The 26,323-nt window shown below is 50.8% G+C and carries 24 protein-coding genes; 2 read left to right on the forward strand and 22 right to left on the reverse strand.

What is annotated here, in order from left to right; translation table 11 throughout:
- Positions 1-8: 8 nt before the first annotated feature.
- The 9 genes from hflX to dusB form a co-directional block, all read right to left on the reverse strand.
- Positions 9-1,385, reverse strand: a complete 1,377-nt coding sequence (gene hflX, locus ATL17_RS01550; RefSeq protein WP_246028614.1) for a GTPase HflX — start codon at positions 1,383-1,385, stop codon at positions 9-11.
- A 17-nt stretch (positions 1,386-1,402) separates the two neighbouring features.
- Positions 1,403-1,651: an RNA chaperone Hfq gene (gene hfq, locus ATL17_RS01555; RefSeq protein WP_133571018.1), complete on the reverse strand. Its 249-nt coding sequence runs from the start codon at positions 1,649-1,651 to the stop codon at positions 1,403-1,405.
- 152 nt (positions 1,652-1,803) lie between these two features.
- Positions 1,804-3,231 (reverse strand): TrkH family potassium uptake protein, encoded by a 1,428-nt coding sequence (locus tag ATL17_RS01560; RefSeq protein WP_133571019.1) that lies wholly within the window; start codon positions 3,229-3,231, stop codon positions 1,804-1,806.
- Positions 3,232-3,260: 29 nt separating this feature from the next.
- Positions 3,261-4,637: a Trk system potassium transporter TrkA gene (trkA, locus tag ATL17_RS01565; protein ID WP_133571020.1), complete on the reverse strand. Its 1,377-nt coding sequence runs from the start codon at positions 4,635-4,637 to the stop codon at positions 3,261-3,263.
- Positions 4,638-4,729: 92 nt separating this feature from the next.
- Positions 4,730-6,109: a nitrogen assimilation response regulator NtrX gene (ntrX, locus tag ATL17_RS01570; protein WP_133571021.1), complete on the reverse strand. Its 1,380-nt coding sequence runs from the start codon at positions 6,107-6,109 to the stop codon at positions 4,730-4,732.
- A complete protein-coding gene (locus ATL17_RS01575; protein WP_133571022.1) occupies positions 6,109-8,415 on the reverse strand; it encodes a sensor histidine kinase NtrY-like in 2,307 nt (768 codons plus the stop codon). Before ATL17_RS01575 ends, ntrX begins: the two co-directional genes overlap by 1 nt.
- Positions 8,416-8,560: 145 nt before the next feature.
- Positions 8,561-10,018 (reverse strand): nitrogen regulation protein NR(I), encoded by a 1,458-nt coding sequence (gene ntrC, locus ATL17_RS01580; RefSeq protein ID WP_133571023.1) that lies wholly within the window; start codon positions 10,016-10,018, stop codon positions 8,561-8,563.
- Entirely contained in the window at positions 10,011-11,123 is a 1,113-nt protein-coding gene (locus tag ATL17_RS01585) for a two-component system sensor histidine kinase NtrB (protein ID WP_133571024.1), read from the reverse strand. Before ATL17_RS01585 ends, ntrC begins: the two co-directional genes overlap by 8 nt.
- Positions 11,120-12,121: a tRNA dihydrouridine synthase DusB gene (gene dusB / locus ATL17_RS01590; protein ID WP_246028615.1), complete on the reverse strand. Its 1,002-nt coding sequence runs from the start codon at positions 12,119-12,121 to the stop codon at positions 11,120-11,122. Before dusB ends, ATL17_RS01585 begins: the two co-directional genes overlap by 4 nt.
- A 191-nt stretch (positions 12,122-12,312) precedes the next feature.
- On the opposite strand from dusB, the gene ATL17_RS01595 reads away from it, so the two are divergent.
- Entirely contained in the window at positions 12,313-13,503 is a 1,191-nt protein-coding gene (locus ATL17_RS01595; RefSeq protein WP_133571026.1) for a bifunctional 2-C-methyl-D-erythritol 4-phosphate cytidylyltransferase/2-C-methyl-D-erythritol 2,4-cyclodiphosphate synthase, read from the forward strand.
- A 3-nt stretch (positions 13,504-13,506) separates the two neighbouring features.
- Positions 13,507-14,010 carry a CinA family protein gene (locus tag ATL17_RS01600; protein ID WP_133571027.1) on the forward strand — a complete coding sequence of 168 codons (504 nt, stop codon included), beginning with the start codon at positions 13,507-13,509 and terminating at the stop codon, positions 14,008-14,010.
- On the opposite strand, the gene ATL17_RS01605 is transcribed toward ATL17_RS01600, so the two are convergent.
- The 13 genes from ATL17_RS01605 to secG form a co-directional block, all read right to left on the reverse strand.
- Positions 13,998-14,435 (reverse strand): type II toxin-antitoxin system RatA family toxin, encoded by a 438-nt coding sequence (locus ATL17_RS01605; RefSeq protein ID WP_133571028.1) that lies wholly within the window; start codon positions 14,433-14,435, stop codon positions 13,998-14,000. The two genes, ATL17_RS01600 and ATL17_RS01605, sit on opposite strands and share 13 nt — an antisense overlap.
- A gap of 8 nt (positions 14,436-14,443) precedes the next feature.
- Complete coding sequence (gene lipA / locus ATL17_RS01610; RefSeq protein WP_133571029.1) at positions 14,444-15,400, reverse strand: lipoyl synthase; 957 nt, start codon at positions 15,398-15,400, stop codon at positions 14,444-14,446.
- Between the two features lie 52 nt (positions 15,401-15,452).
- Positions 15,453-16,904, reverse strand: coding sequence for a dihydrolipoyl dehydrogenase (gene lpdA, locus ATL17_RS01615; protein WP_133571030.1), 1,452 nt, complete (start codon positions 16,902-16,904; stop codon positions 15,453-15,455).
- Between the two features lie 25 nt (positions 16,905-16,929).
- Complete coding sequence (locus ATL17_RS01620; RefSeq protein ID WP_133571031.1) at positions 16,930-17,568, reverse strand: SGNH/GDSL hydrolase family protein; 639 nt, start codon at positions 17,566-17,568, stop codon at positions 16,930-16,932.
- 18 nt (positions 17,569-17,586) lie between these two features.
- A complete protein-coding gene (locus ATL17_RS01625) occupies positions 17,587-18,924 on the reverse strand; it encodes a pyruvate dehydrogenase complex dihydrolipoamide acetyltransferase (RefSeq protein ID WP_133571032.1) in 1,338 nt (445 codons plus the stop codon).
- 12 nt (positions 18,925-18,936) lie between these two features.
- A complete protein-coding gene (locus ATL17_RS01630) occupies positions 18,937-20,334 on the reverse strand; it encodes a pyruvate dehydrogenase complex E1 component subunit beta (protein ID WP_133571033.1) in 1,398 nt (465 codons plus the stop codon).
- A gap of 24 nt (positions 20,335-20,358) precedes the next feature.
- Complete coding sequence (pdhA, locus tag ATL17_RS01635; protein ID WP_208111099.1) at positions 20,359-21,372, reverse strand: pyruvate dehydrogenase (acetyl-transferring) E1 component subunit alpha; 1,014 nt, start codon at positions 21,370-21,372, stop codon at positions 20,359-20,361.
- Positions 21,373-21,549: 177 nt separating this feature from the next.
- Entirely contained in the window at positions 21,550-21,861 is a 312-nt protein-coding gene (locus ATL17_RS01640) for an FtsB family cell division protein (RefSeq protein ID WP_133571035.1), read from the reverse strand.
- A gap of 129 nt (positions 21,862-21,990) precedes the next feature.
- Positions 21,991-23,265 (reverse strand): phosphopyruvate hydratase, encoded by a 1,275-nt coding sequence (gene eno / locus ATL17_RS01645; protein WP_133571036.1) that lies wholly within the window; start codon positions 23,263-23,265, stop codon positions 21,991-21,993.
- Between the two features lie 139 nt (positions 23,266-23,404).
- Positions 23,405-23,785 carry a rhodanese-like domain-containing protein gene (locus ATL17_RS01650; protein ID WP_133571037.1) on the reverse strand — a complete coding sequence of 127 codons (381 nt, stop codon included), beginning with the start codon at positions 23,783-23,785 and terminating at the stop codon, positions 23,405-23,407.
- Between the two features lie 112 nt (positions 23,786-23,897).
- Positions 23,898-24,080, reverse strand: a complete 183-nt coding sequence (locus ATL17_RS01655; RefSeq protein WP_133571038.1) for a DUF4169 family protein — start codon at positions 24,078-24,080, stop codon at positions 23,898-23,900.
- 7 nt (positions 24,081-24,087) lie between these two features.
- Positions 24,088-25,716: a CTP synthase gene (locus ATL17_RS01660; RefSeq protein WP_133571039.1), complete on the reverse strand. Its 1,629-nt coding sequence runs from the start codon at positions 25,714-25,716 to the stop codon at positions 24,088-24,090.
- Positions 25,717-25,829: 113 nt separating this feature from the next.
- A complete protein-coding gene (gene secG, locus ATL17_RS01665; protein ID WP_133571040.1) occupies positions 25,830-26,237 on the reverse strand; it encodes a preprotein translocase subunit SecG in 408 nt (135 codons plus the stop codon).
- Positions 26,238-26,323 lie beyond the last annotated feature (86 nt).

The following is a 26,323-nucleotide window of genomic DNA, read 5'->3' on the forward strand; positions in this document are numbered from 1 at the left end:
AACTGCGCCTAGTGCATCAGCACATAGGCGCCAAATTCTTCTAAAAAGCCAGACATTTTGTTCTTTGGAATCCGGACTTCATATACTGTCGACAACTCATCTTCGCTCGGAAACTGATTTGTCACTTCACCGTTTTCAAACAGCCAATGCGCCTTCCCGGCAGCTTCATGCGGCAGGATAACCCGTTGAATTCGGCTGGTTTTTGCCAGTGTATCTTCAATCAACGCAATCAAATCATCGATATTTTGCCCGGTAACGGCCGAGACTTCGACAACTGGCACCTCGCTGCGGTGTTGCGCCCGTGCTTGTACCAATTGTTCTTCGCTGGCTTGGTCAATCTTGTTCCAAACTTCGATAAACGGCACATCCTTTGGCGTCACGCCCAATTCCTTCAGCACATCTTCAACATCTTGCGCTTGTGCCAAATGATCGGGGTTGGAAATGTCGCGAACATGCAGCACCAGATGGGCATCAGTCACTTCTTCCAGCGTAGACCGGAACGCAGCCACAAGATCCGTTGGCAAATCCGCGATAAAACCAACAGTGTCTGAAAACACGACTTCACGCTTATGCGGCAAAATCCGACGGCGTACTGTTGTGTCCAATGTGGCAAACAACATGTCTGCCTCTTTCGCACTTGCGCCAGTCAAACAATTGAACAGGGTCGATTTGCCAGCATTGGTGTAGCCTACCAAAGAGATAATTGGATGCGGCACCACTTTGCGGGCTTTGCGCTGCTCAGTGCGGGTTTTCTTCACCTTATCCAGCCGTTGGGTCAAAAGCGTAATGCGCTCTTGCAATTGCCGGCGGTCAGCCTCGATCTGTGTTTCCCCTGGGCCACCAACAAAGCCCAAACCACCACGCTGCCGTTCCAAGTGGGTCCATGAACGCACCAAACGGCCTTTTTGATAGTTGAGGTGGGCAAGTTCCACTTGCAGCACCCCTTCCCGCGTTGCAGCGCGCTCGCCAAAAATTTCAAGGATAAGTGCCGTCCGGTCCAACACTTTTGCGCCGGTTTGTTTTTCCAAATTGCGCTGTTGAATGGGCGAAAGTTGGCAATCAAGCAGTAAAAGCTTGATTTTGTCTTCCTTCACCGTCGCGGCAATATTTTCGACATGCCCACCACCAATAAAGGTTGCTGGCTTAATCTCCCGCACGGAAACAACGCTCGAATGCACAATCTCAAGATTGATCGCAGCCGCAAGACCTTCAAATTCGGCCTGCCGCGCATCTATTGTCCGTCGATTGGGTTGTCGTGTGATATCTGGCGTAACCAGCATTGCACGTGTTGCTGCAGCGCGCCGATCAATGAATGATTTCGGGCCGCGCGCAAACTCAACACCTTCCTGCTGATCAGTCAGGTGTTCGTCTTTTGATTTACTCAACTCTTTACCTGTTGATCTTAGTTTTTGTCCGTATTTTCTGGATCAAAAAGCTGAACAGGCGCACCAGGCATGATGGTCGAGATTGCATGTTTGTAAACGAGCTGCGATTGCGCTTCACGTCTTAGCAACAAGCAAAAATTGTCAAACCAGGTGATGACACCTTGCAGCTTCACCCCGTTCACCAGAAACACTGTTACGGGGATTTTGTTCTTACGCACATTGTTGAGAAAAGAATCTTGCAGATTTTGGCTTTTATCGTTGGGCATTTGGGCCTCTTTTTTAAACGGTGCTAACGCGCAACTCAAAGTCAGTACCGTGATTGATGCCACTTTTTAAGGATGATACGCACCTTTAAAATGGTCTATATGTTCTAATGCCACGCATTACTACTCGTTGCGGCACGTGCTTTTATTACGGGCTACTGCCGCAGCAAATTTGCGATTGCTGCAAAGATGATCAAAATTTCAACTCGCCCTGCAAATGCAAATATAGTCATAAGTATAAGGGCTTGTCTACTGTGTTCCACATCGTTGGCCAGGCCAAACTCCACCAAAGAGGCAATTGAATTCAAGCTGCCCACCGCCAAAGAGAAGGCTGCCGCAAAATCATAGCCCATGGCAGAAAACGCCATCAGCGCTATGCTGAGCGACAAAATGAACAGGAAGAAATAGCTCCAAACTGCTTTCACATTTTTCGCATCAAGGCTTTTGCCACCAATTTTAATATTGGCCAAAACAGCGTGTGGAAAAACCAATTGCCGGGCCTGATTGATGGATTGCTCCAACATTGTGCCCAGCCGGTGCAACGAGATACCACCCGCCGTCGAATAGGTCGTTGCACCACCAATGGCCAGCATCCATGCAAGGGTAAGCGGCACCCCGCTCCCCAAATTTTCATTGTGCAAAATGCCAGTCGTGGTCATCAAAGCCGCAACGTCAAAAAAGTTCGCCAGCAATGTTGGATGATTTCCCGCACCAAACAGCACAGACTGGAAGGCAAAAAGCAAAATGGCGGTGATGCACACCAAGGCCACAAGTGCCATGCTCTCACGATGTTCTTTCAACAAATCAAACCGCCGATTCACAACCGTTTTATGCCAAATGATTGACGTGCCCCCAATCAACATAAAAATGATCAACGTGATCTCAGCGCTGTAATTGTTGAAAATCGAACCGCCAGAGAGCGTTGGCAAAAATCCGTTGGTCGACATGCTCGCCAGCGACGCCAGCATGGCAGTGAGCGGCCGCACCCCTTGCATCAAAAGCAGCAAGAAACAGGTGAAGGTTAGCGTTGCGTATGGCACAGCGATTTCAGCAAATGTGCGCAACAATTTAGGGCTTCCACTGGTGTTGCCGTGCAGCACAAACCGCAAATCGCGGTTCGGCAATCCACCAACCTGAAACGGCGCAAGGATGTAAATAATCATCACGAGGGTCAAAAAACCGCCATACCAGCCCAGAATGCCCCGATAAGCCGCCATCGCGCTGCTGATGCTATTCTCCGGCCTGTGAGTGACACCTAGTGTGGTGGCCGCCGAAACAGAATCTGCGACCGCCAAATCCAACATCTGCCCTTCAATGATCAGGAACGGCAACGTCCCCACAAAGCAAAGGGCCAGCCACACAATCACGGACAGCAAAAACATCTCGCCACGACGCAATCTTTGCACTTTCTGATAAAGCGCCAAAATCAGGCCGCCAGACAGCAGGAACAAGGCAACAGCGATCAATGCAAAACCTTCAACGGCCACCCAATCGCCGCCAAGCGCCGCCACAATAAGCGGCACCATCAGGCAAAGCGATAGGCCCAGAACGATAATGGCGGCAAATACGATGATGGTTTGCATGGGCTGCTTACTGGCGCGAGGTCAGCTCCCTAGAAGAAGTCGATGCTGACGCGGAACATTTGTTCCACTTTGCGCACCGATTTCGCTAGAGCGAACACAATCACCAAATCACCCGCTTCAATGCGTGTGTCCCCATTGGGCATATGCACTTCGCCGCCACGGATAATCGCGCCAATGCGCACCCCTTCCCCAAACTTAAATTCTTTAAGGGGGTTGCCTACAAGCGGTGAGGTTTCTAGCGCTTCGGCCTCAAGCAATTCTGCCGCGCCATTGTAAAGCGAATAAACGCCGCGAATGCGCCCCCGCCGCACATGGCGCAGAATTTTTGACACGGTGGCCGCACGCGGGTTCAAAAACGCATCAACGTTCAACCGACGGGCAAAGCGCGGATATTGAGCCTGATTGACCAAAGCAATGGTGGTGGCCCCACCCATCTCGCTGGCCAAGACACACGACAAGATATTCGTTTCATCATCATTGGTAAGGCCAAGGAACATTTGGCACTGCTCAATGCCCACTTCCCGCATGATCTCGTCATTCAGCGTAGAGCCATAAACAACAATGGATTTCTCAAGATTTTCTGCGGCTTGCTGCGCTTTTTCCCGGTTGGTTTCAATCAACCGCACAGAAATGCCATCCCGGCTCTCTTCCAATCGACGCGCAACATATTGACCCACATTGCCCGCCCCAGCGATCACCACCTTGTCAGGCAATTCTTCCTTACGGCCAAACATGGACAAAACGCGGTTCACTTGATCTTTCGCCACGCTCACAATGGCCTCATCGCCAGCCATCATAAAATCATTGGATTTCAGCGCCAGCATTTCGCCATCTCGAATCACGCCCATCACCATAGCCTGAAGGTTTGGGAACAATTCAGTCAGTTGATGCAATGGCGTATCGATAATCGCGCAATCTTCGGCCACCGGCACGCTGAGCACCAAAACCTGATCATCATCAAACGACACAATGTCGCTCGCACCGGGATAAGCCATGCGCTGCAAAATCAACTCACCGACCTCGACTTCGGGTGAAATAATCACATCAATCGGCAGATGGTCACGGGCAAATAGATTAGAAAATTCGGAACGGAGATAGTTCTGCGCCCGAATCCGTGCAATGCGGATCGGCACATCAAAAATAGAGTGTGCCACTTGGCAGGCGGTCATATTGACCTCGTCCACCTGCGTCACCGCAATCAGCATATCGGCTTCGCGCGCGCCCGCTTGCGCCAAAATTTCAGGGTGTGACCCGTGGCCGTGAATGCCACGCGCGTCAAGCGTATCCCGCACCCGCTGCACCAACTCCGCATTGCTGTCGATAACAGTGACTTCAATGCCTTCTTGCGACAAACGCTCGGCAATGCCGTAGCCAACTTGCCCTGCACCGGAAATGATCACGCGCATAGAATAGCCCTTTTGCTCATTCAGCTTGCCTATGTGTGCCGCGATGCGCGGCAAAATACAAGCCCCAGCGAAAAAGCATATAGATTAGGCGATCACAATCCCAATGATTTTAGTTTGCGGTGCAGCGCACTTCGCTCCATGCCCACAAATTCTGCGGTTTTTGAGATGTTACCACCAAAGCGTTCAATCTGTGCGGTCAAATATTGCCGTTCAAAAACCTCACGCGCTTCACGCAAAGGCAACGACATTAGGTGCGCGCTCGATTCGTCATCACCAACGGTTGGCAGCACTTCGCCAATATCATTCGGCAACATGGTGGCGGTAATCTCACCATTCTCAGGCAAATTATCCCGATGCAAAATAATCAACCGTTCCAGTGAGTTACGCAATTGCCGCGCATTACCAGGCCATTCCTGCGCCTGCAGCACGGCCATCGCATCATCTGCCACAGTCAAGCTTTTCATATTGTGACTTTGGGCAATAATATGCAGCAATTGCTTCACAAGCGGCGGAATATCTTCACGCCTCTCTTTCAAAGCAGGCACATTCAGCGGAATAACAGCTAAACGGTGGAACAAATCACTGCGGAACCGCTGCGCTTCAACCATCTGCTTGATGTTTGACGAGCAAGATGAAATCACCCGCACATCCACCTTCACATCATGTTCGCCATTCACCCGTTGAAACTTGTTTTCAACCAGAGCACGCAACAAATTGGTTTGAATGTCTGATGGCAAGAATTCAATTTCGGACAAGAATAGTGTGCCGCCATGAGCGCGTTCAAAAGCGCCACTCACAATGGTTTTGCCACCATCGCTCAGCACCTCTTTGCCAAACAAGGTTTCTGCCATCTCTTCCACATTGAGCATGGCGAGTTTTACCTCGATAAACGGCCCTTCCCCACGGTGTGACTGATCATGCAACTGACGCGCACAAAGCCCTTTGCCTGTGCCTGCTGGCCCAGCAAAAAATACACGCGAGTTAGTCGGCGCGCAGCGTTCAATTTGGGTGCGAATGTTCGCCAAGGCGGAAGATTGCCCCACAAGCTGCGTATGCGCCACGCCAGAACGCTGGCGCAAATCTTCCACTTCAGATTTAAGTCGATCCGTCTCCATGGCCCGTTTGGCCACCAGCAACAACCGATCCATCTTGAAGGGCTTTTCAATATAGTCATACGCGCCGCGACGAATGGCCGAAACGGCTGTTTCCACATTGCCGTGACCAGAAATCATCACCACAGGCAAATCGCTGTGCCGCTCCATCAGCGCATCGAGCAATTGCAACCCGTCCAAACGCGAACCTTGCATCCAAATATCTAGAAACACCAAATTCGGCCGACGGCCTTCAATCGCCTGCAATGCCGAGTCAGCATCGTGCGCTACGCGTGTTTCATATCCTTCATCTTCCAAAATACCCGCAATAAGCTCGCGAATATCCTCCTCATCATCCACGATGAGCACATCCAGTGCCATTAGGCTGTTCCCTTCAGTTTTTGATCAGTTGGTTCGGTTTGACCAATGACAAGCGGTTTGTTCGTTTTTTCAGGCGAGTTTGTGGCAAGAGCGTTGCTTTGATCACCTTTTTGCATTTTTGGCAGCGTAAAGGCAAAAACAGCTCCCACGCGCCCATGTTCATCAGGGGCCGCATCAAACAGTTCAACGCGCCCATTATGCTGTTCTACAATCTTGGAGACGATGGCGAGGCCAAGTCCAGTGCCCTTTTCACGCGTCGTGTTATAGGGCTCCAGCAGGCGCATGCGGTTTTCTTTTGGCCACCCTTTGCCATTGTCGCTAACCGTGACCTGATATTCGTCGCCCAAATCCTTCACCCCGACATAGATCGTCGGGTCTTGAATATCGCCGATTTCACCTTCGATGGATTCGGCAGCATTTTTGATCAAATTGGTCAAAACCTGAGACATCAATCGATCATCAAACTGCGCCAGCAGGTCACCATCTGGAATTTTGGTGTGTAACGCGATTTCAGGATGCCGCACCCCTTCGCTAAACACTGCCTGTCGCACCGTTTCGCCCAAATCTGCCTGCGCAAAGCTGGCAGACGGCATGCGGGCAAATGTGGAGAATTCATCCACCATCCGACCAATGTCGCCCACTTGCCGAACGATTGTGTTGGTGCATTTGTCAAACACCTCATAATCATCGGCAAGTTTGTCTTTATACCGCCGCCGCAAACGCTCGGCTGACAGCTGAATAGGTGTAAGCGGGTTCTTGATCTCGTGTGCAATCCGCCGCGCCACATCGGCCCAAACACTGGTTCGCTGCGCCGCAATCAAGTCCGAAATATCATCCAGCGTAATCACATAGCCTTTTGAACTATCAATCGTGCCCTCACGCGTAATCCGCACCTGATATGTCCGCTCTTCACCCTGACGGTTTTTCAAAACAATCTGTTCTTGAATTTGTCCCGTCTTATTGCTCTGCGCCTGATCAAAAATTTCGCCCAGCTCAAGCGCAATATCCCGCAAAGACGCGCCAATCAGCTCTTTCTCATCGGATTCAAAGATCGACGATGCGCGCCCGTTCACAATGGACACATGCCCTTCCGGGTCGAGGCCAATAATACCTGCAGAAACCCCTTCAAGCACTGCCTCGGTAAACTGACGGCGCTGGTCGATGGTTTCGTTGGCCGAAATCAGCGCCCCATGCTGCTCGGACAATTGCGATGTCATGCGGTTAAAACGTGCAGAGAGATCGCGCATATCCCCTGTTGTGCCTTTGGTCGGCACCCGCACATTCAAGTCGCCTGTTGAAATGCGGTTGGACGCAATCATCAAATTCCGGATAGGCGCAACTAGGCGGTTAGCCAAATAGATGCCGACCCAAACCGCGGCCAAAAGCACAACAATCGCCAAGCCAATATACATGATGGCAAAAGTGATCTGGAACACGACTCGGTTCGATTCATATTCCCGATATTCATTCACATTCTGCTCGGACAAGCGCATATATTCCAGCACTTCAGGGTCAACGCCCCGCGCCACAAACAAATAATGATTGGGATAATTGTCCAGCTTGATCACGCCGCCCACAAAAGAGAATTTCTGCCCCGGGCGGATCAATTCAATCGTCTGCTCATCAACGCCGACCAACAGATTTTCCGGTAGTTGCGGCGGTGTTGTCACCACACTGATTTGAGCACGTTCCACAATTTCCTGATTACCATCAAGAATGTAGACATATGGCAGCGAGCGGATTTGCGCCAAAGTGGTCAAAATCCGCCGATAATTCTCACGGTTTTCATCAAATACATCTGAAACACGCTCTAGCTCGCCAGAAATGCCGATAATATCGTTGCGCAACACATTGGCATGTTCCTGCAAATAGGATTGAGCAACCTGCTGCGAACTCTCCACCATTGCGCGTGAACGTTCGGAAAACCAATGGTCCAACCCCTGATTCAGCGCAAAGGTCGCAATCATCGCAACGATAAATGCCGGCACGGCCGCGGCCAATGCAAACATGCCAACCAGGCGCACATGCAAGCCGGAACCCGCTTGCTTTGAAACACGGGCGCGGATCAGCAAAAAGCCTTCGGTGATCAGCAATGCAATCACCAAAACAACCAACACCGCATTGACCAACCAGATGATCGCCCAAACATTTGGCTCTGGCTCAATAGAAGTGGCGCCTGTGAGAATCATGAAGGAGGCCACGGCACTCACAACAGAGGCCAACACCAAAACCACACCAAAAATGCGCAGCGCACTATTCTGCCGCAGCGACAATTGCTTGATTTTTGGGTGGGTAGTTTCGTTCACAACCAGCGACCTAAGCGTTACAAATTGATCAATAAGTTCATGCGCATTAGCGCACCAATGCGTTTAAACTGTGACATATTTATCAATAAGTTGGCGCAAAAGCCCCGGCGAGGCAATAGGCTTGTGGCAAAAATGTTACAGCGACTTAGCGCCCATTGCCATGTTTTGTGACCTGAATGTCATGCGCTTGAATCTTTTTGCGCAAGGTGTTTCGATTTAAACCGAGCAAATCAGAAGCGCGAATTTGATTTCCATTACAATTGTTTAAAGCAATTTCTAAAAGTGGAACTTCAATTTCGTCAATGATGCGCTGGTAAAGGCCATTTGCAGGCAGCTCTGGCTGGGCTTTGCTGAACAATTGCAACAAATACCGCTCCACCATACCACTCAAATCATCGGCTGCAACCGCCTGCGCCTTGATCGGAGTGGATATTTCACCCACACTCAATTCTTGTCGCACACTCTCAGCAGAGATGATTTCATCGGGATAAAGCGCAACAAATCGCTGCACCAGATTCTCCAGCTCCCGCACATTGCCCGGCCAACTATGTTGCCGCAGCACATCAAGCGCTTCTTTCTCAAAAGCTTTAACCGGCTCGCCATTTGAAGCGAATTTCTGCGCAAAATGTTGGGCAAGGTCAGCCACATCATCGCGACGCTCGCGCAATGCAGGCATATGCAATTGCACCACATTCAAACGATAATACAGATCTTCGCGGAACAAGCCTTGCCGGATCATCTGCTGCAAATCGCGGTGCGTCGCCGCCACAATGCGCACATCTGTTTCAATCGTATCGCGCCCGCCCACACGGGTAAACTCACCCTCTTGCAACACACGCAGCAAGCGTGTCTGCGCTGCCATGGGCATATCGCCAATCTCATCCAGAAACAGCGTGCCACCCGCGGCCCGCTCAAAATGGCCAATAGACCGCCCATGCGCCCCGGTGAACGCACCTTTTTCGTGACCAAACAGTTCAGATTCAATCAAATCTTGCGGAATAGCCGCCATATTGATCGCGTTAAATGGTCCGCCTTTGCGCTTGCCAAAATCATGCAACGCCCGCGCCACAACTTCTTTACCCGTGCCGCTTTCGCCAGAAATCATCACCGTCAAATCGGTCTGAATCAGCCGGGCCATGGTCCGATACACCTCTTGCATCGGTGCAGAGCGCCCCACCAACGGCATTTCTTCGTCTTTCGGCGCCGCCTCAGCCAAATCCTTCTTCCGTTGACTGTCTCGCTCCGCCAGAGCTTTGGCGACAGTGGCAGTCAATTCAGAGAGATCAAAAGGTTTTGGCAAATATTCAAATGCACCTGCTTCACTGGCGCGTACAGCGGTCATAAAGGTATTTTGCGCACTCATGACAATGATCGGCAAATCTGGCCGCGCTTTTTTGATCCTCGGCAACAAATCAAATGCACTGCCATCAGGCATCATCACATCCGTGATCAGCAAATCTCCCTCACCGCGCGAAATATGGTTCCACATGGTCGATAAATTGCTCATGGGAAACACTTCATAATCAGCGCGGGTGAGCGCCTGGCTCAGCACCATCCGGATCGAGGCATCATCATCTGCCACCAAAATTGTGCGCTCACTCATGTGTCGCTCCTTTTTTCGCCCGTTTCGGCTTCGCAATTGGCAGCAAGGTGCGCATTATCGTGCGCCCGCCATGGCTATCCGCATCCACAATGCCACCATGCACGCCGACCAGTTTGGCGACCAGCGCAAGCCCCAAGCCACCGCCGGTCTGCTTGGAGGTGACAAAGGGATCAAAAATATGCGGCAGAATGTCTTCAGCAATCCCACCGCCATTATCTTCAACGCAAATCTCCAACGGCAGAGACATGCGATTGCCTGATCCCGGAATGCCGATAGAAATGCCAGGGCGATACGCAGTGCGCACCACAATCTCGCCCTTGTCGCGCCCAGCAATGGCTTCTGCTGCGTTCTTGAAAAGGTTGAGATAAATCTGCACCAACTGGTCCCAATTGCCCAAAACTGGCGGCAACGATGGGTCAAAATGCTTGGAGATGGTCATGCCCTTGGCAAAGCCATTTTGGGCAATCATCTCCACATGGTTTAGCACTTCGTGGATATTGACCGAACTGAACTCTGGCTGACGCTCATCGCCAAATTCTTCCATGCGGTCGACAAGCTTAACGATGCGCCCCACTTCTTCCTGCACCAAGCGCGCCAAGGGACGATCCTTTTCATCCGCCGATTGCTCCAGCAACTGCGCCGCACCTTTAATACCGGACAGCGGGTTCTTAATTTCATGTGCCAGCATGGCCGCCAAACCGATGACAGATCGTGCAGCCCCCCGGGCAGTCAGTTGCTTATCGATCTTATCGGCCATGGTGCGCTCAATAAGCGTCAACACCGTCAGGCTCGCATCATTCGCCATGGGCGTTGCGTGCGCATCCACCAAACGCTCTTCAGGCATATTGATGTTGGAAATAGGAATCCTATGTTCGCGCGACCCAGCATCGCGACCGCGCACACGATCAAGCAAATTAAGTAAGGGCGAAGACGGCGCAACCAGATCATCCACCAATTGCCGCCGCAAACGGCTTTCGGAGGTCGAGAAAAAATCCTGCGCCGCATAATTGGCCATAATGATTTTATTGTTCGCATCACAAATCAAAATCGGGTGCGCAATGGCTTGAAATGCCGCGTGGGCTAACTCGATGGATGTGGGGCTCATGCCGCCCTCGCCTCAAGTTGATTGAAAATGTCTGTCAAGATTTTCGGCACTTCAGCGCTCTCGCCAGCCGTCAGCAACCGTTTGCGCAATGGCCCATCAATCACAGCGCCATCCTCAATCAACGCATCAAGATACCACCCCAAATGCTTGCGCGCGCAGCGCACACCAAGATGTTCGCCATATTCGTCGATCATCATCTCATAATGCTCTAAAATCAGGCTCAACAGCGCATCGCCTTCCGGCGCCGCCTTTGGTTCACGTCCGGCTAACGCATCGCCAATTTGACCCACAAGCCATGGTTTGCCTTGCGCGCCACGTCCAATCATCACCGCATTAGCACCAGATTCGGCCAATGCCTGCTCCGCAGCTTGCAAATCCACAATGTCACCATTCACCACAACGGGCAGGTCCACTGCATCCACAACCTCACGCACAGGTGTCCAACGCGCCTTACCTTTATAAAATTGCTGCCGTGTACGCCCATGAATGGTGACCATTTGCACGCCGCACTCTTCCGCAGCTTTGGCCAATTGTGGCGCATTCAAACATTCATCATTCCAGCCAAGGCGCATCTTTAGGGTGACCGGCTGGCTTGTCGCGCCAACAACGGCCTCGATAATTTCAACGGCTTTATCGGGCGCACGCATCAACGCAGATCCTGCATATCCATTGGTCACACGCTTGCTGGGGCAGCCCATATTGATATCAATAATGTCTGCGCCGGCATCCTCTGCCACCTTGGCTCCCTCGGCCAGCCAATGCGGTTCACAGCCTGCAAGCTGCACAATATGCGGCAATTTTTCAGGCCGCCCAAGCCGCCGCGCCATATCTTTATGACCATTGGCCAGCGCAGCACTGGCAATCATTTCCGAAACAACCATGCCCGCGCCAAAACGCGCCGCAATTGTACGAAAGCTTTTATCTGTTATGCCAGACAAAGGCGCCAAAAACGCATTGTTGGGCATCAAATGGTCGCCAATTTGAATAGGTTTTAGCATTTTCGCACAATTTTTAAGCATTTTATCTTTCTGCTTATTTTATGAACAGTTTTCGATGAAATTGCAACTATTTTGCTGTTTTTCCGGGCATAAGCGACAAATAGGCTGAAAGAAGAACGGCAAACCGTTCGCCCCTTGCCTATCAAATCAATGCCAGCTAAACCCAAATTCATCGAATAATGGGATCAAATATGACACGCCAAAACCAAAAGGTTGCCGTTATCATTGTTGCTGCAGGTGCAGGTCGCCGCATGGGCGAGACCAGCGTGCCGAAGCAATATCATATGTTGGGCGGTGTGCCTGTTTTGTCGCGCACAATCAAGACATTTCTGGACGCGCCTACAATTGACCAGGTTTTGCCCATTATCAGCGCCGAACATCAGCACTTGTTTGACGCCCTAAATTTGCAAAGCGCCAAATTATTGTCACCCACCTATGGTGGTGCCGAACGGCAAGCTTCCGTGCTCAATGGGTTGCAGACATTGGCAAACTCAAATCATGCGCCGGATATTGTACTGATCCACGATGCGGCACGTCCCTTTGTCTCAGCAAACCTGATCGCTGCAACAATAGATGCCGCTGCTCAATTTGGCGGTGCGCTGCCCGCTCTGCAGGTAACAGACACGCTGAAACAGGCAAGTGCAGAACAGATGGTGACCCACACCCCAGATCGCACCACCCATTATTTGGCGCAAACACCGCAGGCTTTCCGATTTAAAGATATTTTGGACGCGCATCAGAAAGCGGCAACCGCCGACAATTTGTTCACCGATGATGCATCTATTGCAGAATGGGCCGATCTTCCCGTCAAAATCGTACCGGGCGAGCCAAACAATTTCAAAATCACCATAGCTGAGGATTTCAAGCGTGCGGAAATGGCATTAACAACCCCAATGGAAACGCGCGTTGGTACTGGCTTTGACGTGCACGCCTTTGAACCCGGCGACCATGTAACACTGGGCGGCATCCAAATCCCCCACAGCGCCAAGTTGAAAGGCCATTCCGATGCAGATGTGGCCTTGCACACGATCACTGACGCGCTTTATGGCGCCATGGCCGATGGCGATATTGGCCAACATTTCCCGCCAAGTGAAATGGAATGGCATCAGGCAGATTCAGCCATTTTCTTGGAACATGCAGTCTCCCGTTTACAGCAGCGTGGTGGCCGTTTGGTACATTTAGATTTGACACTGATCTGCGAAGCCCCCAAAATTGGGCCGCACTGCCAACCAATGCGAGAACGCATTGCGCAGATTGCTGATGTTTCAATATCCCGAGTTTCTGTGAAGGCCACAACAACAGAACAGCTTGGGTTTACAGGTCGCAAGGAAGGTATTGCGGCGCAAGCGGCGGTCACTATTGAGGTGCCAGTAAAGGATTAGCTTATGCTTGAAGATGATGTGCTTCATTTGGCGCAAATCACCATTGAGCAATTGATTTCAAAACAAGCCACCATTGCAACGGCAGAAAGCTGCACCGGCGGTCTTATCGCAGGCGCACTCACATCCGTGCCCGGCTCTTCAGCGGCCGTGTTCGGCGGCTATGTCACCTATTCAAATGAGGCGAAAACCCAAATGTTGGGCGTGCCTGTACATTTGATCGAAGAAGTCGGTGCCGTTTCAAAAGAAGTTGCCTGCGCCATGGCTGAAGGCGCCCAACGCATTTCAGGCGCTACGTTGTCAGTTGCGGTGACTGGCATTGCAGGGCCCGGCGGCGGCACAGCTGAAAAGCCAGTAGGATTGGTGCATTTTGCCTGCGCCGACGAAGATGGCTCTTGCCACATCGTGCGCAATTTCAAAGAAATGGAACGGGATGAAGTGCGCGAAGAAACTGTTCGCGTTGCGCTCACGCTGGTCTTAGCGCGACTAGACCAACGTCAATTGCCGTAAAGCTCGCCCGCGCGCTTGACAAAAGCATCCATGATTTCTTCCTGCTTGGTGGCGAACAATGGCTCCGCCACCGCAGCAATCAAGCGGTTTGATAGCTTAAAATCCACATTGAACTGAATGTGGGTGCCCTCGCCCTCTGGCAAAAACGCCCACACAGAATTCAAATGCGAAAATGGCCCGTCAACGGCAGTCGCCGTGATCCGCATATTCGCACGATCAAGCTCCACCCGGCTTTCATAATCTTGCGAAATTGGCCCAAAGCTGATGCCCATACGCGCATAGCAATCATATTCGGAACTGCCGGGCCGCACCTGCATGTTAGAACAATTGGGTACAAAGCTCGGATACCGGCGCAAATCAGCCACTAGGTCAAACATTTGCTCTGGCGTATAAGGCACATGTCGATCGAATGCGATCTTAGTCATAAATCAGCTTACTTTTTGGCTTCACGCGCCTTGCGCAGCTTTTCAAAATCATCGCCCGCATGGTGTGATGACCGTGTCAGTGGTGAGGACGACACCATCAAAAAGCCCTTCGTATAAGCAATACGCTCAAACGCCTTAAATTCATCAGGTGTAACAAAGCGGTGCACTTTGTGGTGCTTGCGGGTCGGCTGTAAATATTGGCCAATGGTCAAAAAGTCCACATCAGCAACGCGCAAATCATCCATCAATTGAAGCACTTCATTCCGCTCTTCACCCAAACCAACCATAATGCCGGATTTGGTGAACATTTGCGGGTCAATTTCTTTGACCTTTTGCAACAAACGAATGGAGTGGAAATAACGTGCACCAGGACGCACCGTTAGATAGTTCGATGGCACCGTTTCCAAATTGTGGTTGAACACGTCCGGCTTCGCCGCCACCACTTTTTCCAACGCGCCCTCTTTGCGCAAAAAGTCAGGCGTTAGAATTTCAATCGTGGTTTTGGGTGAGGCTTCGCGCACCGCTTGGATCACATCCACAAAATGCTGCGCACCGCCATCAATCAAATCATCGCGGTCAACCGAGGTGATCACCACATGGTTCAATCCAAGGGTTTTCACCGTGTTGGCCACATTTTCAGGTTCGCGCGGGTCAAGTTGGGTGGGCAAGCCTGTGCGCACATTGCAGAAGGCACAAGCGCGCGTACAAATTTCGCCCATAATCATCATAGTGGCGTGCTTCTTGTCCCAACATTCGCCAATGTTTGGGCAACCAGCCTCTTCGCAAACCGTGACGATCGAATTGTCTTTTACGATTTTACGGGTTTCATTATAGCCCTTGGACCCCGGCGCTTTCACCCGGATCCATTCTGGCTTTCGCAACACCTCATTGTCTGGCTTATGCGCTTTTTCCGGGTGCCGCACATCCGCTTTTGCCCGTTTTGTCGTATCCAGCAATGTAACCATGATAATTCCTTAAACCCGTTTGGCTCTTATTTTTTGAGCCGTTGTTCATGCCCTATATATTGAGGGCGCGATCATAGGCGTCAAGTACGCTCTCTTTCATCATTTCGGACAATGTGGGGTGTGGGAAGATTGTATGCATCAATTCTTCCTCTGTGGTCTCCAAATTCATCGCCACCACAAAACCTTGAATGAGTTCAGTCACTTCCGCGCCAACCATATGCGCGCCCAGCAATTCACCGGTCTTCGCGTCAAAAATGGTTTTCACCAAACCGTCAGGTTCACCCAAAGCGATCGCCTTGCCATTGCCCACAAATGGGAACCGACCAACACGAATCTCGCGGCCAGTTTTCTTCGCGGCATCTTCAGTCAAACCAACTGAGGCAACTTGCGGCTCACAATATGTACAGCCCGGAATTTGGTTCTTTTCCATTGGGTGCACATCCATGCCTGCAATTTTCTCAACGCAAAGCACACCTTCGTGCTCCGCTTTGTGCGCCAACATGGGCGGGCCTGCCACATCGCCAATGGCGTAAACGCCATTCACATTGGTTTTGCAATAACCGTCGGTGACGATAAAGCCCTTGTCGGTTTTCACGCCAAGTTCTTCCAAGCCGATATTTTCAACATTGGCCTGCACACCGACAGCAGAAATCAGCTTTTCAGCTTCAATGGTTTCTTTCCGCCCATCTTTCAGCTCAATATGCGCTTTCACGCCATCTTTGCCATTTTCAACTTTCGCCACCTTGGCTTCAGTCAAAATCTTGATGCCACGCTTTTCAAAGCGTTTGCGGGCGTGCGCTGAAATCTCTTTGTCTTCAACGGGCATAATCTGTGGCATCAATTCAACCACAGTCACTTCTGCCCCCATTGAGGCGTAAAAGCTCGCAAATTCGATACCGATAGCACCAGACCCCATAACCAAAAGCGATTTTGGCATCTCTTCAGGCACAAGCGCTTCAAAATAAGTCCAGATATTTTTGCCATCCGGCTCAATGCCCGGCAAAATACGCGGGCGCGCGCCAGTGGCCACAATAATGTGCTTGGCTTTGTAAGTCCCATGCGGCAAAACGCCTTTTGGCGCCGGAACGCTTGGCTCCATCACCTTCTTGCTGGAAGGGCCAACTTCAACTTCGCCGCCCTTTTTCAGCTTGGCTTCGCCCCAAATAATGTCGATCTTGTTTTTCTTCATCAAGAAAGACACACCATTGTTCATCCGCGCCGCAATTTGGCGTGAGCGTTTCACAACATCTGAAATTTCAAAGCCAAATTCGGTGGCCTTCAAGCCATAATCTTTTGCATGGCCCATGTGAGAATAAATCTCAGCACTGCGCAACAATGCCTTGGTGGGGATACACCCCCAGTTCGAACAGATCCCGGCCATATGCTCACGTTCAACAACGCCAACCTTCATGCCAAGTTGCGCCGCACGAATAGCGGCCACATAACCACCAGGCCCACCGCCAATAACGATCAGATCATATTGATTTGCCGATTGAGTTGCCATGCATATTGCCTTTCATCAAAGCTTTTTAAGAGGCCAAGATTTCGCTCACCACAGGGATAAGCGCCTCGCCCAGTTTTTTTGTATTTTCTTGATCTAGGTGAAACCCATCCATCGGATCTGGGCTCACATGTTTCGCCGCATCAAAAAACGGGACATCGTTTTCATCTGCCACCAACCGGTATGCATCAGCATATTGCCGGGATAGACTCGAAGCGCCTTGCATCACATGGTTCGCAAACCGATCGCCGCCACGTTCAGCAAGCGGCGGGGATACGACCAAAATCTCTGGCACCTTGTGATTGGCTTTGTATGGAAATGTTTTGACGATCGAAATCAAGCGCCCAATACCAGCTGCCGATCCCGCAGCATTTCCGCAAATGTGCGGGCGCATATCGTTGGTGCCCAACATCATAATTACCAGATCTAGCGGTTCGTGAGTGGCCAGAATGCTCGGCAGCAACTTAGCACCATTTCGTTCAGACGCAGCCGAATAATCATCAAAAACCGTCGTACGACCATTCAAGCCTTCAGCAATCATTTGCACAGGCATATTGAGGCCGTTAGCCAAAACACTTGGCCATCGTGTCTCCAACGGATGCCGCGTCTGCGTCGCCGCATCATATCCCCATGTCAATGAATCGCCGAAGGCGAGAATGTTTTTCATTATTTTCCTAACTTGGCCTTAAGCCAACATCATCACCGGATTTTCAATCAGTGATTTGAACACACCGAGCACTTCCGCGCCCAATGCGCCATCCACTGAACGGTGATCGCAAGACAAGGTCACTGTCATAAAGTTGCCAACTGTGATCTCACCATTTTCAACAACAACACGCTCTTCACCTGCGCCGATGGCCAAGATCGTGCCATGTGGTGGATTGATCACGGCTGAGAAGTGGCTGATGCCATACATGCCTAGGTTCGAAACTGCAGTTGAACCGCCTTGATACTCATGCGGCGCAAGCTTTTTCGTTTTGGCCCGCTTGGCGAAATCTTTCACTTCTTCTGAAATTTGGCGCAGGCTCTTCTGCTCGGCTTTCTTCACAACTGGTGTGAACAAGCCGCCCGGCACAGCCACGGCAACAGCAACGTCAGAATGGTGATGCAACAAGGTGCTTTCACCCGCCCAAGTGGCGTTGGCTGTCGGGATTTGCTGCAAGGCAATCGCCCAGGCTTTAACAATGAAATCATTCACTGAAAGCTTGAACTCAGGCTTGCCGTTCTCATCTTTTTTCGCCTGCGCATTAATGTTGGCGCGTGCTTCCAAAAGATTGTCGAGCTTGCAGTCCATAGACAGATAGAAATGCGGCACTGTTTGCTTGGCTTCCGTCAAGCGCGCTGCAATGGTTTTGCGCATGCCATCGTTCGGCACAGCATCATATGTGCCTTCTTCATAAAGAGCAGTCACTTGTGCGTCAGACATGCCAGTCGCCAATTGAGCGCCCTTCTGTGCGGCAGCAGGTGCTGCTTGCGGAATGCCCTCACGCAATACTTTTTCAATGTCGCGCTTCACAACGCGGCCTTTAGGGCCAGAGCCAACCACAACACCAAGATCGATGCTGTTTTCCTTCGCCAAACGGCGGGCCAAAGGTGAGGCAAATTGGCGCTCGCCTTCTTTTTTCGACGCAGCTTGTGGCGCAGGTGCAGCCTCAGCCTTTGGTTCAGGCTTAGCTTCTTCCTTCGCAGCAGGCTTTTCCTCTGCTTTGGCTTCTGGCTTGTCCTCTTTTGGTGCAGCAGAAGCTGAGCCAGCATCTGACGGAATATCGTCAGCGCTTTCGCCTTCTTCCAGCAAAACCGCAATCACGCTATTGACCTTCACCCCTTGGCTGCCTTCTTCAACAAGAATTTTGCCAACGGTGCCTTCGTCAATGCTTTCCACTTCCATAGTGGCCTTGTCGGTTTCGATTTCCGCAATCACATCGCCCGCGGAAACCGTATCACCCTCTTTCACCAACCATTTCGCCAAATTGCCTTCTTCCATGGTGGGCGAAAGCGCGGGCATCGTAATATTGATTGTCATCCCAATTACTCCCTAAACTTGGCGATATGTTACAGCGTTCACAGCTTCGATCACTTCTTTCGCAGAAGGCAAAGCCAATTTCTCAAGATTTGCCGCATATGGCATCGGCACATCTTTACCTGTCACGCGCATCACTGGCGCATCCAGATAATCAAATGCCTCATCCATCAAGCGTGCCGCAATTTCAGAACCGATTGAACCTTGCGGCCAACCTTCTTCAACGGTGACGCAACGGCCCGTTTTCTTCACAGATTCAACAACTGTGGGCATGTCGAGCGGACGCAATGTGCGCAAATCAATCAATTCAACATCAATGCCAGATTCAACCAGTTTCTCAGTTGCTTCCGTTGCATAGCGCATACCCATGGAGTGCGACACGATGGTGACATCTGCACCTTCACGCACCACTTTGGCTTTGCCCAAAGGCACAGTCCAATCGGCAAGCTTCGGCACGTCAAATGATTGACCATACAAAAGCTCATTCTCAAGGAACACAACTGGGTTTGGATTGCGGATTGCCGACTTCAGCAAGCCTTTGGCGTCCGCTGCTGAATATGGCGACACCACAATCAAACCAGGAATGTGGGCATACCATGCTGAAAAATCTTGGCTGTGCTGCGCACCAACCCGTGCTGCTGGCCCGTTCGGCCCGCGGAACACGATTGGCGACGTCACCTGACCACCAGACATATAATGTGTTTTTGCTGCAGAGTTGATGATCTGGTCAATCGCCTGCATCGCGAAGTTGAAGGTCATAAATTCAACAATCGGCTTCAAGCCTGCAAATGCGGCACCAACACCAAGACCGGCGAAACCATGCTCGGTGATCGGCGTATCGATAACACGCTTAGCGCCAAACTCTTGCAACAAACCTTGGGTCACTTTGTAAGCACCCTGATATTCAGCAACTTCTTCGCCCATCACGAACACGTCGCCATCGGCACGCATTTCTTCAGCCATTGCGTCGCGCAAGGCTTCACGAACGGTGGTGGACACCATTTCAGTGCCTTCAGGAATTTCTGAATCTGCTTTTGCTTCAAAAACAGGCGCAGCCGGAACTGACGGTTGCTCTTGCTCACTTGGGCCAGATTCTTCAGGATTTTCCTGCTTAGGCTCTTCGCTGGCGGCTGGTGCAGAAGTGTCGACTTTAATATCGTCTGCGCTTTCGCCTTCTTCGATCAACACAGCAATCACTGTGTTCACTTTGACGTTTTGCGCGCCCTCTTCCACGACAATTTTGCCCACAACGCCTTCATCTACGGCTTCAACTTCCATGGTGGCTTTGTCGGTTTCAATCTCGGCGATCACATCACCGGCAGAAACGGTGTCGCCTTCTTTCACGAGCCATTTGGCCAAATTGCCTTCTTCCATCGTCGGCGACAATGCAGGCATCAAAATTTCTACTGACATCTTATCTCTCCTGATTTCGCTGACTTATACGGTGATCTCTGTGTAGAGCTCATCTGCATCGGGCTCCGGATCATTGGTGGCAAAATCGGCTGCTTCAGAAACAATTGCCCGAACATCTTTATCCATGTCCTTAAGCTCTTCTTCTGTGGCCCACTCATTTTCAAGCAAGCGTGCTTTCACCTGCTCAATCGGGTCACGCTCAGACCGCATGGACTGCACTTCGTCCTTAGAGCGATATTTCGCTGGGTCAGACATTGAGTGACCGCGATAGCGATAAGTGAGCATTTCAAGAATGTAAGGCCCATTGCCTTCGCGTGCATGCTGAATGGCGCGCTCTGCTGCATCACGCACCATGCGCACATCCATGCCGTCTACCTGCTCACCGGGAATGCCGAAGGATTCGCCGCGCTTCGACAAATCAGTTGTCGATGCCGCGCGCTCAAGGCTGGTGCCCATCGCATATTTATTGTTCTCGATAATGTAGACAACAGGCAAGTTCCAAAGCTTCGCCATGTTGAAGCTCTCATAAACTTGGCCCTGGTTCGCAGCGCCATCGCCGAAATAAGTCAGGCTCACTGTATCTTCTTCGCGGTATTTCGCCGCGAATGCCAAACCTGTGCCCAAACTCACCTGCGCACCCACAATGCCGTTGCCGCCATAAAAGCGCTCTTCATTGGAGAACATGTGCATGGAGCCGCCCTTGCCTTTTGACAAGCCGCCCTTGCGGCCAGTCAATTCAGCCATCACCGCTTTTGGATCCAAGCCAACAATCAACATGTGGCCGTGGTCACGATAACCAGTGATTGAGGCATCGCCTTTTTTAGACGCCATGTGAACACCAGTCACAACAGCCTCTTGCCCAATATAAAGGTGACAGAAGCCACCAATCAGGCCCATGCCGTACATTTGACCCGCTTTTTCCTCGAAACGTCGGATCAACAACATCTCTTTATAAGCGTAAAGCTCTTCTTCTTTGGTGAAAGCGGGCATATTGCCCTTTGTGCTGGCTTTGGCCGCCGCATCGGTCTTTTTAGGCATAGAAATCTCCATCTGGACCCGATTGTTCCGTCTTTGAACAGCATTCTAGTTTGGGTGAAACGCAAAACAAAGCATTCATAAACAGGCCAAAAACAACCTTAAGCTTTGTTTTTACTAGCAAATTTTAGATAACCAAATTCAGGTTAATAGTGTAATTTAACTTGATTTCAGTTATTCTTACTCAACTGGGATCAAAATATCATTGGGATTGCTCCACCCAAGCAATCCGCGCGCACGCTCGCTTAGCATATCAGGATCGAGCCGATCAGCAACCAACAATGAGTTGCGATTCTTGGCGGTCTCAATACGAGCATCCAACAATTGGCTTTGGGTGGTCAGCAAAGCTTTGCGCTCAACAAGCTCTTTTTGAGATTCAACACCATATTGGCCAATCAATGCATGGTGGGCCAAATAGCCCTGAAAGGCCAGCAAAGCGGCGGTGATGAGCAATTTATTAGCGATGGAAGGCTTTTTAAGGCGGGTGGGCATAACAACCTATAAATACGCAAAACTACACTGCGTTGGACTATACCAAACAAGCCGTTAACACCTTCTTTCAAAAACAAAAAAGGGGCACCACATTGGCACCCCTTCAAAATACTCTATTTGAAACGCTGATTAGCCTTTCAAAATGCCCTTCCCGGCATAAGCAGCAGAATAGCCTAGCTGCTCTTCAATGCGGATAAGCTGGTTATATTTCGCCAACCGATCTGACCGCGCCAAAGAACCAGTTTTGATCTGGCCACAACCAAGCGCAACCGCCAAATCAGCAATGGTGGCATCCTCAGTTTCGCCTGAACGGTGCGACATAACTGAGGTATAGTTAGCTTTGTGTGCCATTTCCACAGCATTGATGGTTTCGGTCAATGTACCGATTTGGTTGACCTTCACCAAGATAGAGTTGCCAACGCCCATTTTAATGCCAGACGCCAAACGCTCAGAATTGGTCACGAACAAATCATCGCCCACCAACTGGCACTTGCTGCCAATCTTGTCAGTCAATGCTTTCCAGCCGTCCCAATCATCTTCAGCCATGCCATCTTCGATGGAGATGATTGGATAATTGCCAACCAAGTTGGCCAAATAATCAACCATTTCGCCAGCGTCGAGCACTCTGCCCTCGCCTTTCAACTGATATTTGTCGTCCTTGAAATATTCGGTCGATGCACAATCAAGCGCCAGATATACATCTTCGCCTGGCTTGTAGCCTGCCTTTTCAATCGACTGCATGATGAAATCAAGCGCAGCGGTGGTTGAAGAAAGGTTTGGCGCAAAGCCACCCTCGTCACCCACATTGGTGTTGTGGCCTTCGTCGCTCAAACCTTTTTTAAGCGTATGGAACACCTCAGTACCAATGCGCACAGCATCTGCGATGCTTTCAGCGCCAACTGGCATAATCATAAATTCTTGCACATCGATTGGGTTATCCGCGTGCTCGCCACCATTGATAATGTTCATCATGGGCACAGGCAGCAAATGCGCGTTTGATCCGCCAACATAGCGATAAAGAGGCAGTGCAGAAGATTCCGCAGCCGCCTTGGCCACAGCCAATGAAACGCCCAAAATCGCGTTTGCACCCAATTTGGATTTATTGCTGGTGCCATCCAAATCGATCATCACTTGGTCGATTGAACGTTGATCCAACGCATCCATGCCCTGAATTTCATTGAAGATGTGTGTGTTAACAGCATCAACAGCCTTCATCACACCCTTGCCTTTATAGGCGTCACCGCCATCGCGCAATTCAACTGCCTCATGCGCACCAGTAGACGCGCCAGACGGCACAGCAGCACGGCCGAAGCTGCCATCATCCAAAATCACATCAACTTCAACAGTTGGGTTGCCGCGGCTATCAAAAATCTGACGGCCCGTTACATCAATAATGGCAGACATGAATTACTCCTCAAAAGTGGTGATTTGGCCGCTTTCTTACCGCTTATTCATGACGATGCAAAGTCTGTTTCAATTAAGTTTGGTCTTAAAAAGCAAAAGGCGGCGCTTCATGCGCCGCCAAATCAATACATTTCAGAATTTATTTGCCGCCCTCAACTGGCCCGCCAGCGTCTTTCCAATCGTTGAAGCCGCCAATATTGGTCACAGATTTAAACCCCATATCTTTGAGGGTTTTGCCAGCAAGTGCAGCCTGGCCGCCAGCACCGCATAGCAAATAAAGGTCAGTCTCTTTGGTTAGCCGATCATCGTAGAAGGGTGAATTTTCATCGGCAGCGAACTCGATAAAGCCGCGTGGGATCCGCAGTGCACCCTCAACAGTGCCACTTTTTTCGATCTCTCCGCTGTCGCGCACATCCACAAACACAGCATCGGGATGCGCATGGCAAATCTTTGCCTGCGACGCATCAATCCGTTCAACCACTGCATTTGCCTCATCTAGATAATTTTGAGCCGTTTTCATATGTACCTCTCCTGTCAATTGACCTTGCTTTTGCAAATTCTCTTGAAGCTGAAACGCAATTAAGGGTGGTTTTGTTTCACCACAGCCAAAATAAAAGGCCGCATAAAGCGGCCTAGTCTTCTTTATCTAGCTTTTGCTGATCGAGCTTTTTCTGCGAAAGCTTTTCTTGTGCTTCGTGCAGCTTTTTCACGCTCTTGGTTTGCCCATGTTTATGGCGATTGGCAGAGGCGAGCTTTTCTTTTTCTTCTCGCTGTTTGTTTTTGCGGGCCTGCCGCAAATTTACAATCTCTGCCATCTTTCACCTAAACCAAGCGGCTCTGCTCAAGTGCAGCATGCACAAATGAACGGAACAAAGGATGCGGCTCAAACGGACGTGATTTCAATTCCGGGTGGAATTGTACGCCGATGAACCATGGGTGATCCGTGCGCTCCACAATCTCAGGCAACTCACCATCTGGTGAAAGACCGGAGAACAGAAGCCCATTAGATTCAAGCACCTTGCGATAGTCCATATTGACTTCCCAACGGTGACGGTGGCGCTCAGAAATACGAGTTGAACCGTAAATATCTGCCACGCGAGACCCACGCACCAATTGAGCATCAAACGCACCGAGACGCATCGTGCCGCCCAAATCGCCTTCTTGGGTGCGCTTTTCAAGGGCATTGCCCTTCATCCATTCGGTCATCAAGCCAACAACCGGCTCTTTTGCCGGGCCAAACTCAGTTGACGACGCATTTTTGATACCCGCTGTGTTTCGCGCGGCTTCAACACAAGCCATTTGCATGCCGAAACAAATGCCGAAATAGGGAACGTCACGAATGCGGGCAAACTTCGCTGCGGCAATCTTACCTTCCGCACCGCGCTCACCAAACGCACCCGGCACCAAAATGCCATGCACACCTTCAAGGTAAGGCGACGGATCATCCTGCTCAAACAGTTCCGCATTCACCCATTGCACATTCACTTTGACCTGGTTGGCAATGCCACCATGCACCAAAGCTTCGTTCAATGATTTATAGGCATCGAGCAATTCTGTATATTTGCCCACCACCGCAATGGTCACTTCCCCATCTGGGTTGTGAATACGGTTGGAAATTTCACGCCAATTGCTCATGTCAGGCGCTGGCGCATCTTCAATGCCGAACGCAGCCAAAACTTCAGTGTCCAAGCCCTCATCATGATAGGCGATCGGCACGTCATAAATGCTCTTCACGTCAAGCGCCTGAATAACAGCACTTTCACGCACATTACAGAACAAGGAAAGCTTGCGCCGTTCACTCTGCGGAATCTCACGATCACACCGCACCAGCAAAATATCTGGCTGGATACCAATCGAGCGCAACTCTTTCACAGAGTGCTGCGTTGGTTTGGTTTTCAACTCACCAGCACTTGGAATATACGGCATCAATGTCAGATGCATATAAACCGCATCGCCACGCGGCAATTCATTGCCCAATTGGCGAATGCTTTCGAAAAATGGCAGCGCTTCAATATCGCCCACCGTGCCGCCAATTTCGCACAGCACAAAATCGAAATCATCATTATCTGCCAAAACGAAATTCTTAATCTCGTCTGTCACATGCGGGATCACTTGGACCGTGGCGCCCAAATAGTCGCCGCGACGTTCCCGTGCGATAATGTTTTGATAAATCCGACCTGTGGTGATGTTATCCTGCTGGTTTGCCGACCGTCCGGTAAACCGCTCATAGTGCCCAAGATCGAGGTCCGTTTCTGCCCCATCATCGGTGACGAAAACTTCACCATGCTGATAAGGGGACATGGTGCCCGGGTCCACGTTGAGATAGGGGTCTAGCTTTTTCAAACGCACCTTATAGCCGCGCGCCTGAAGCGCTGCGCCAAGTGCGGCCGATGCCAACCCTTTACCCAAAGAGGAAACCACGCCACCAGTGATGAATATATACCGTGCCATGGGCCTTTACCTTACATCTGAACGGCTTTGATTCGAAGCCGAAAATTGCACATATCCAAAAAAAGACGGGGGATAAAACCCCCCGTCTAATTCATTCCAAATTTTTCAACAGCTTACTGAGAAGGTGTCTCAGCTGGCTCCTCTGGTGCCGGCTCATCTGCGGTCGGCACTGGCAGGTCGAGATCGTTCTCTTGCGCTGGCGTGTCGCCCTGCAAATTGTTCAATGCGTCAAGCACTGTCACGTCGCCTTCAGTTTGGTCGGTTGCCCGGTCCAAAATGCTGTCTGCACGGTTGTCCAACTGTCCCAAAACAGTCAGGCCAATTGACGTGGCGAAAAATAGCGCCGCCAAAATGCCTGTTGTCCGGGTCAAAAGGTTGGCTGATGAACGTGCGGACATAAAGCCCCCGCCGCCACCGCCGCCGCCCATGCCGAGCGCGCCGCCTTCAGAGCGTTGCATCAAAATTACTGCAATTAGCGCCACCACAATAAAGAGGTGAGCTACGATCAAAACTGTTTCCATGGTGAAAACACTTATCTGTTGAATGTCAAATCAGCGTGCGTTCTACACATTATGACACCAATTGGCTAGACAAAATTGGCGTTTTT

It is taken from the genome of Maritalea mobilis, assembly GCF_004363175.1.
GTDB lineage: Bacteria > Pseudomonadota > Alphaproteobacteria > Rhizobiales > Devosiaceae > Maritalea > Maritalea mobilis.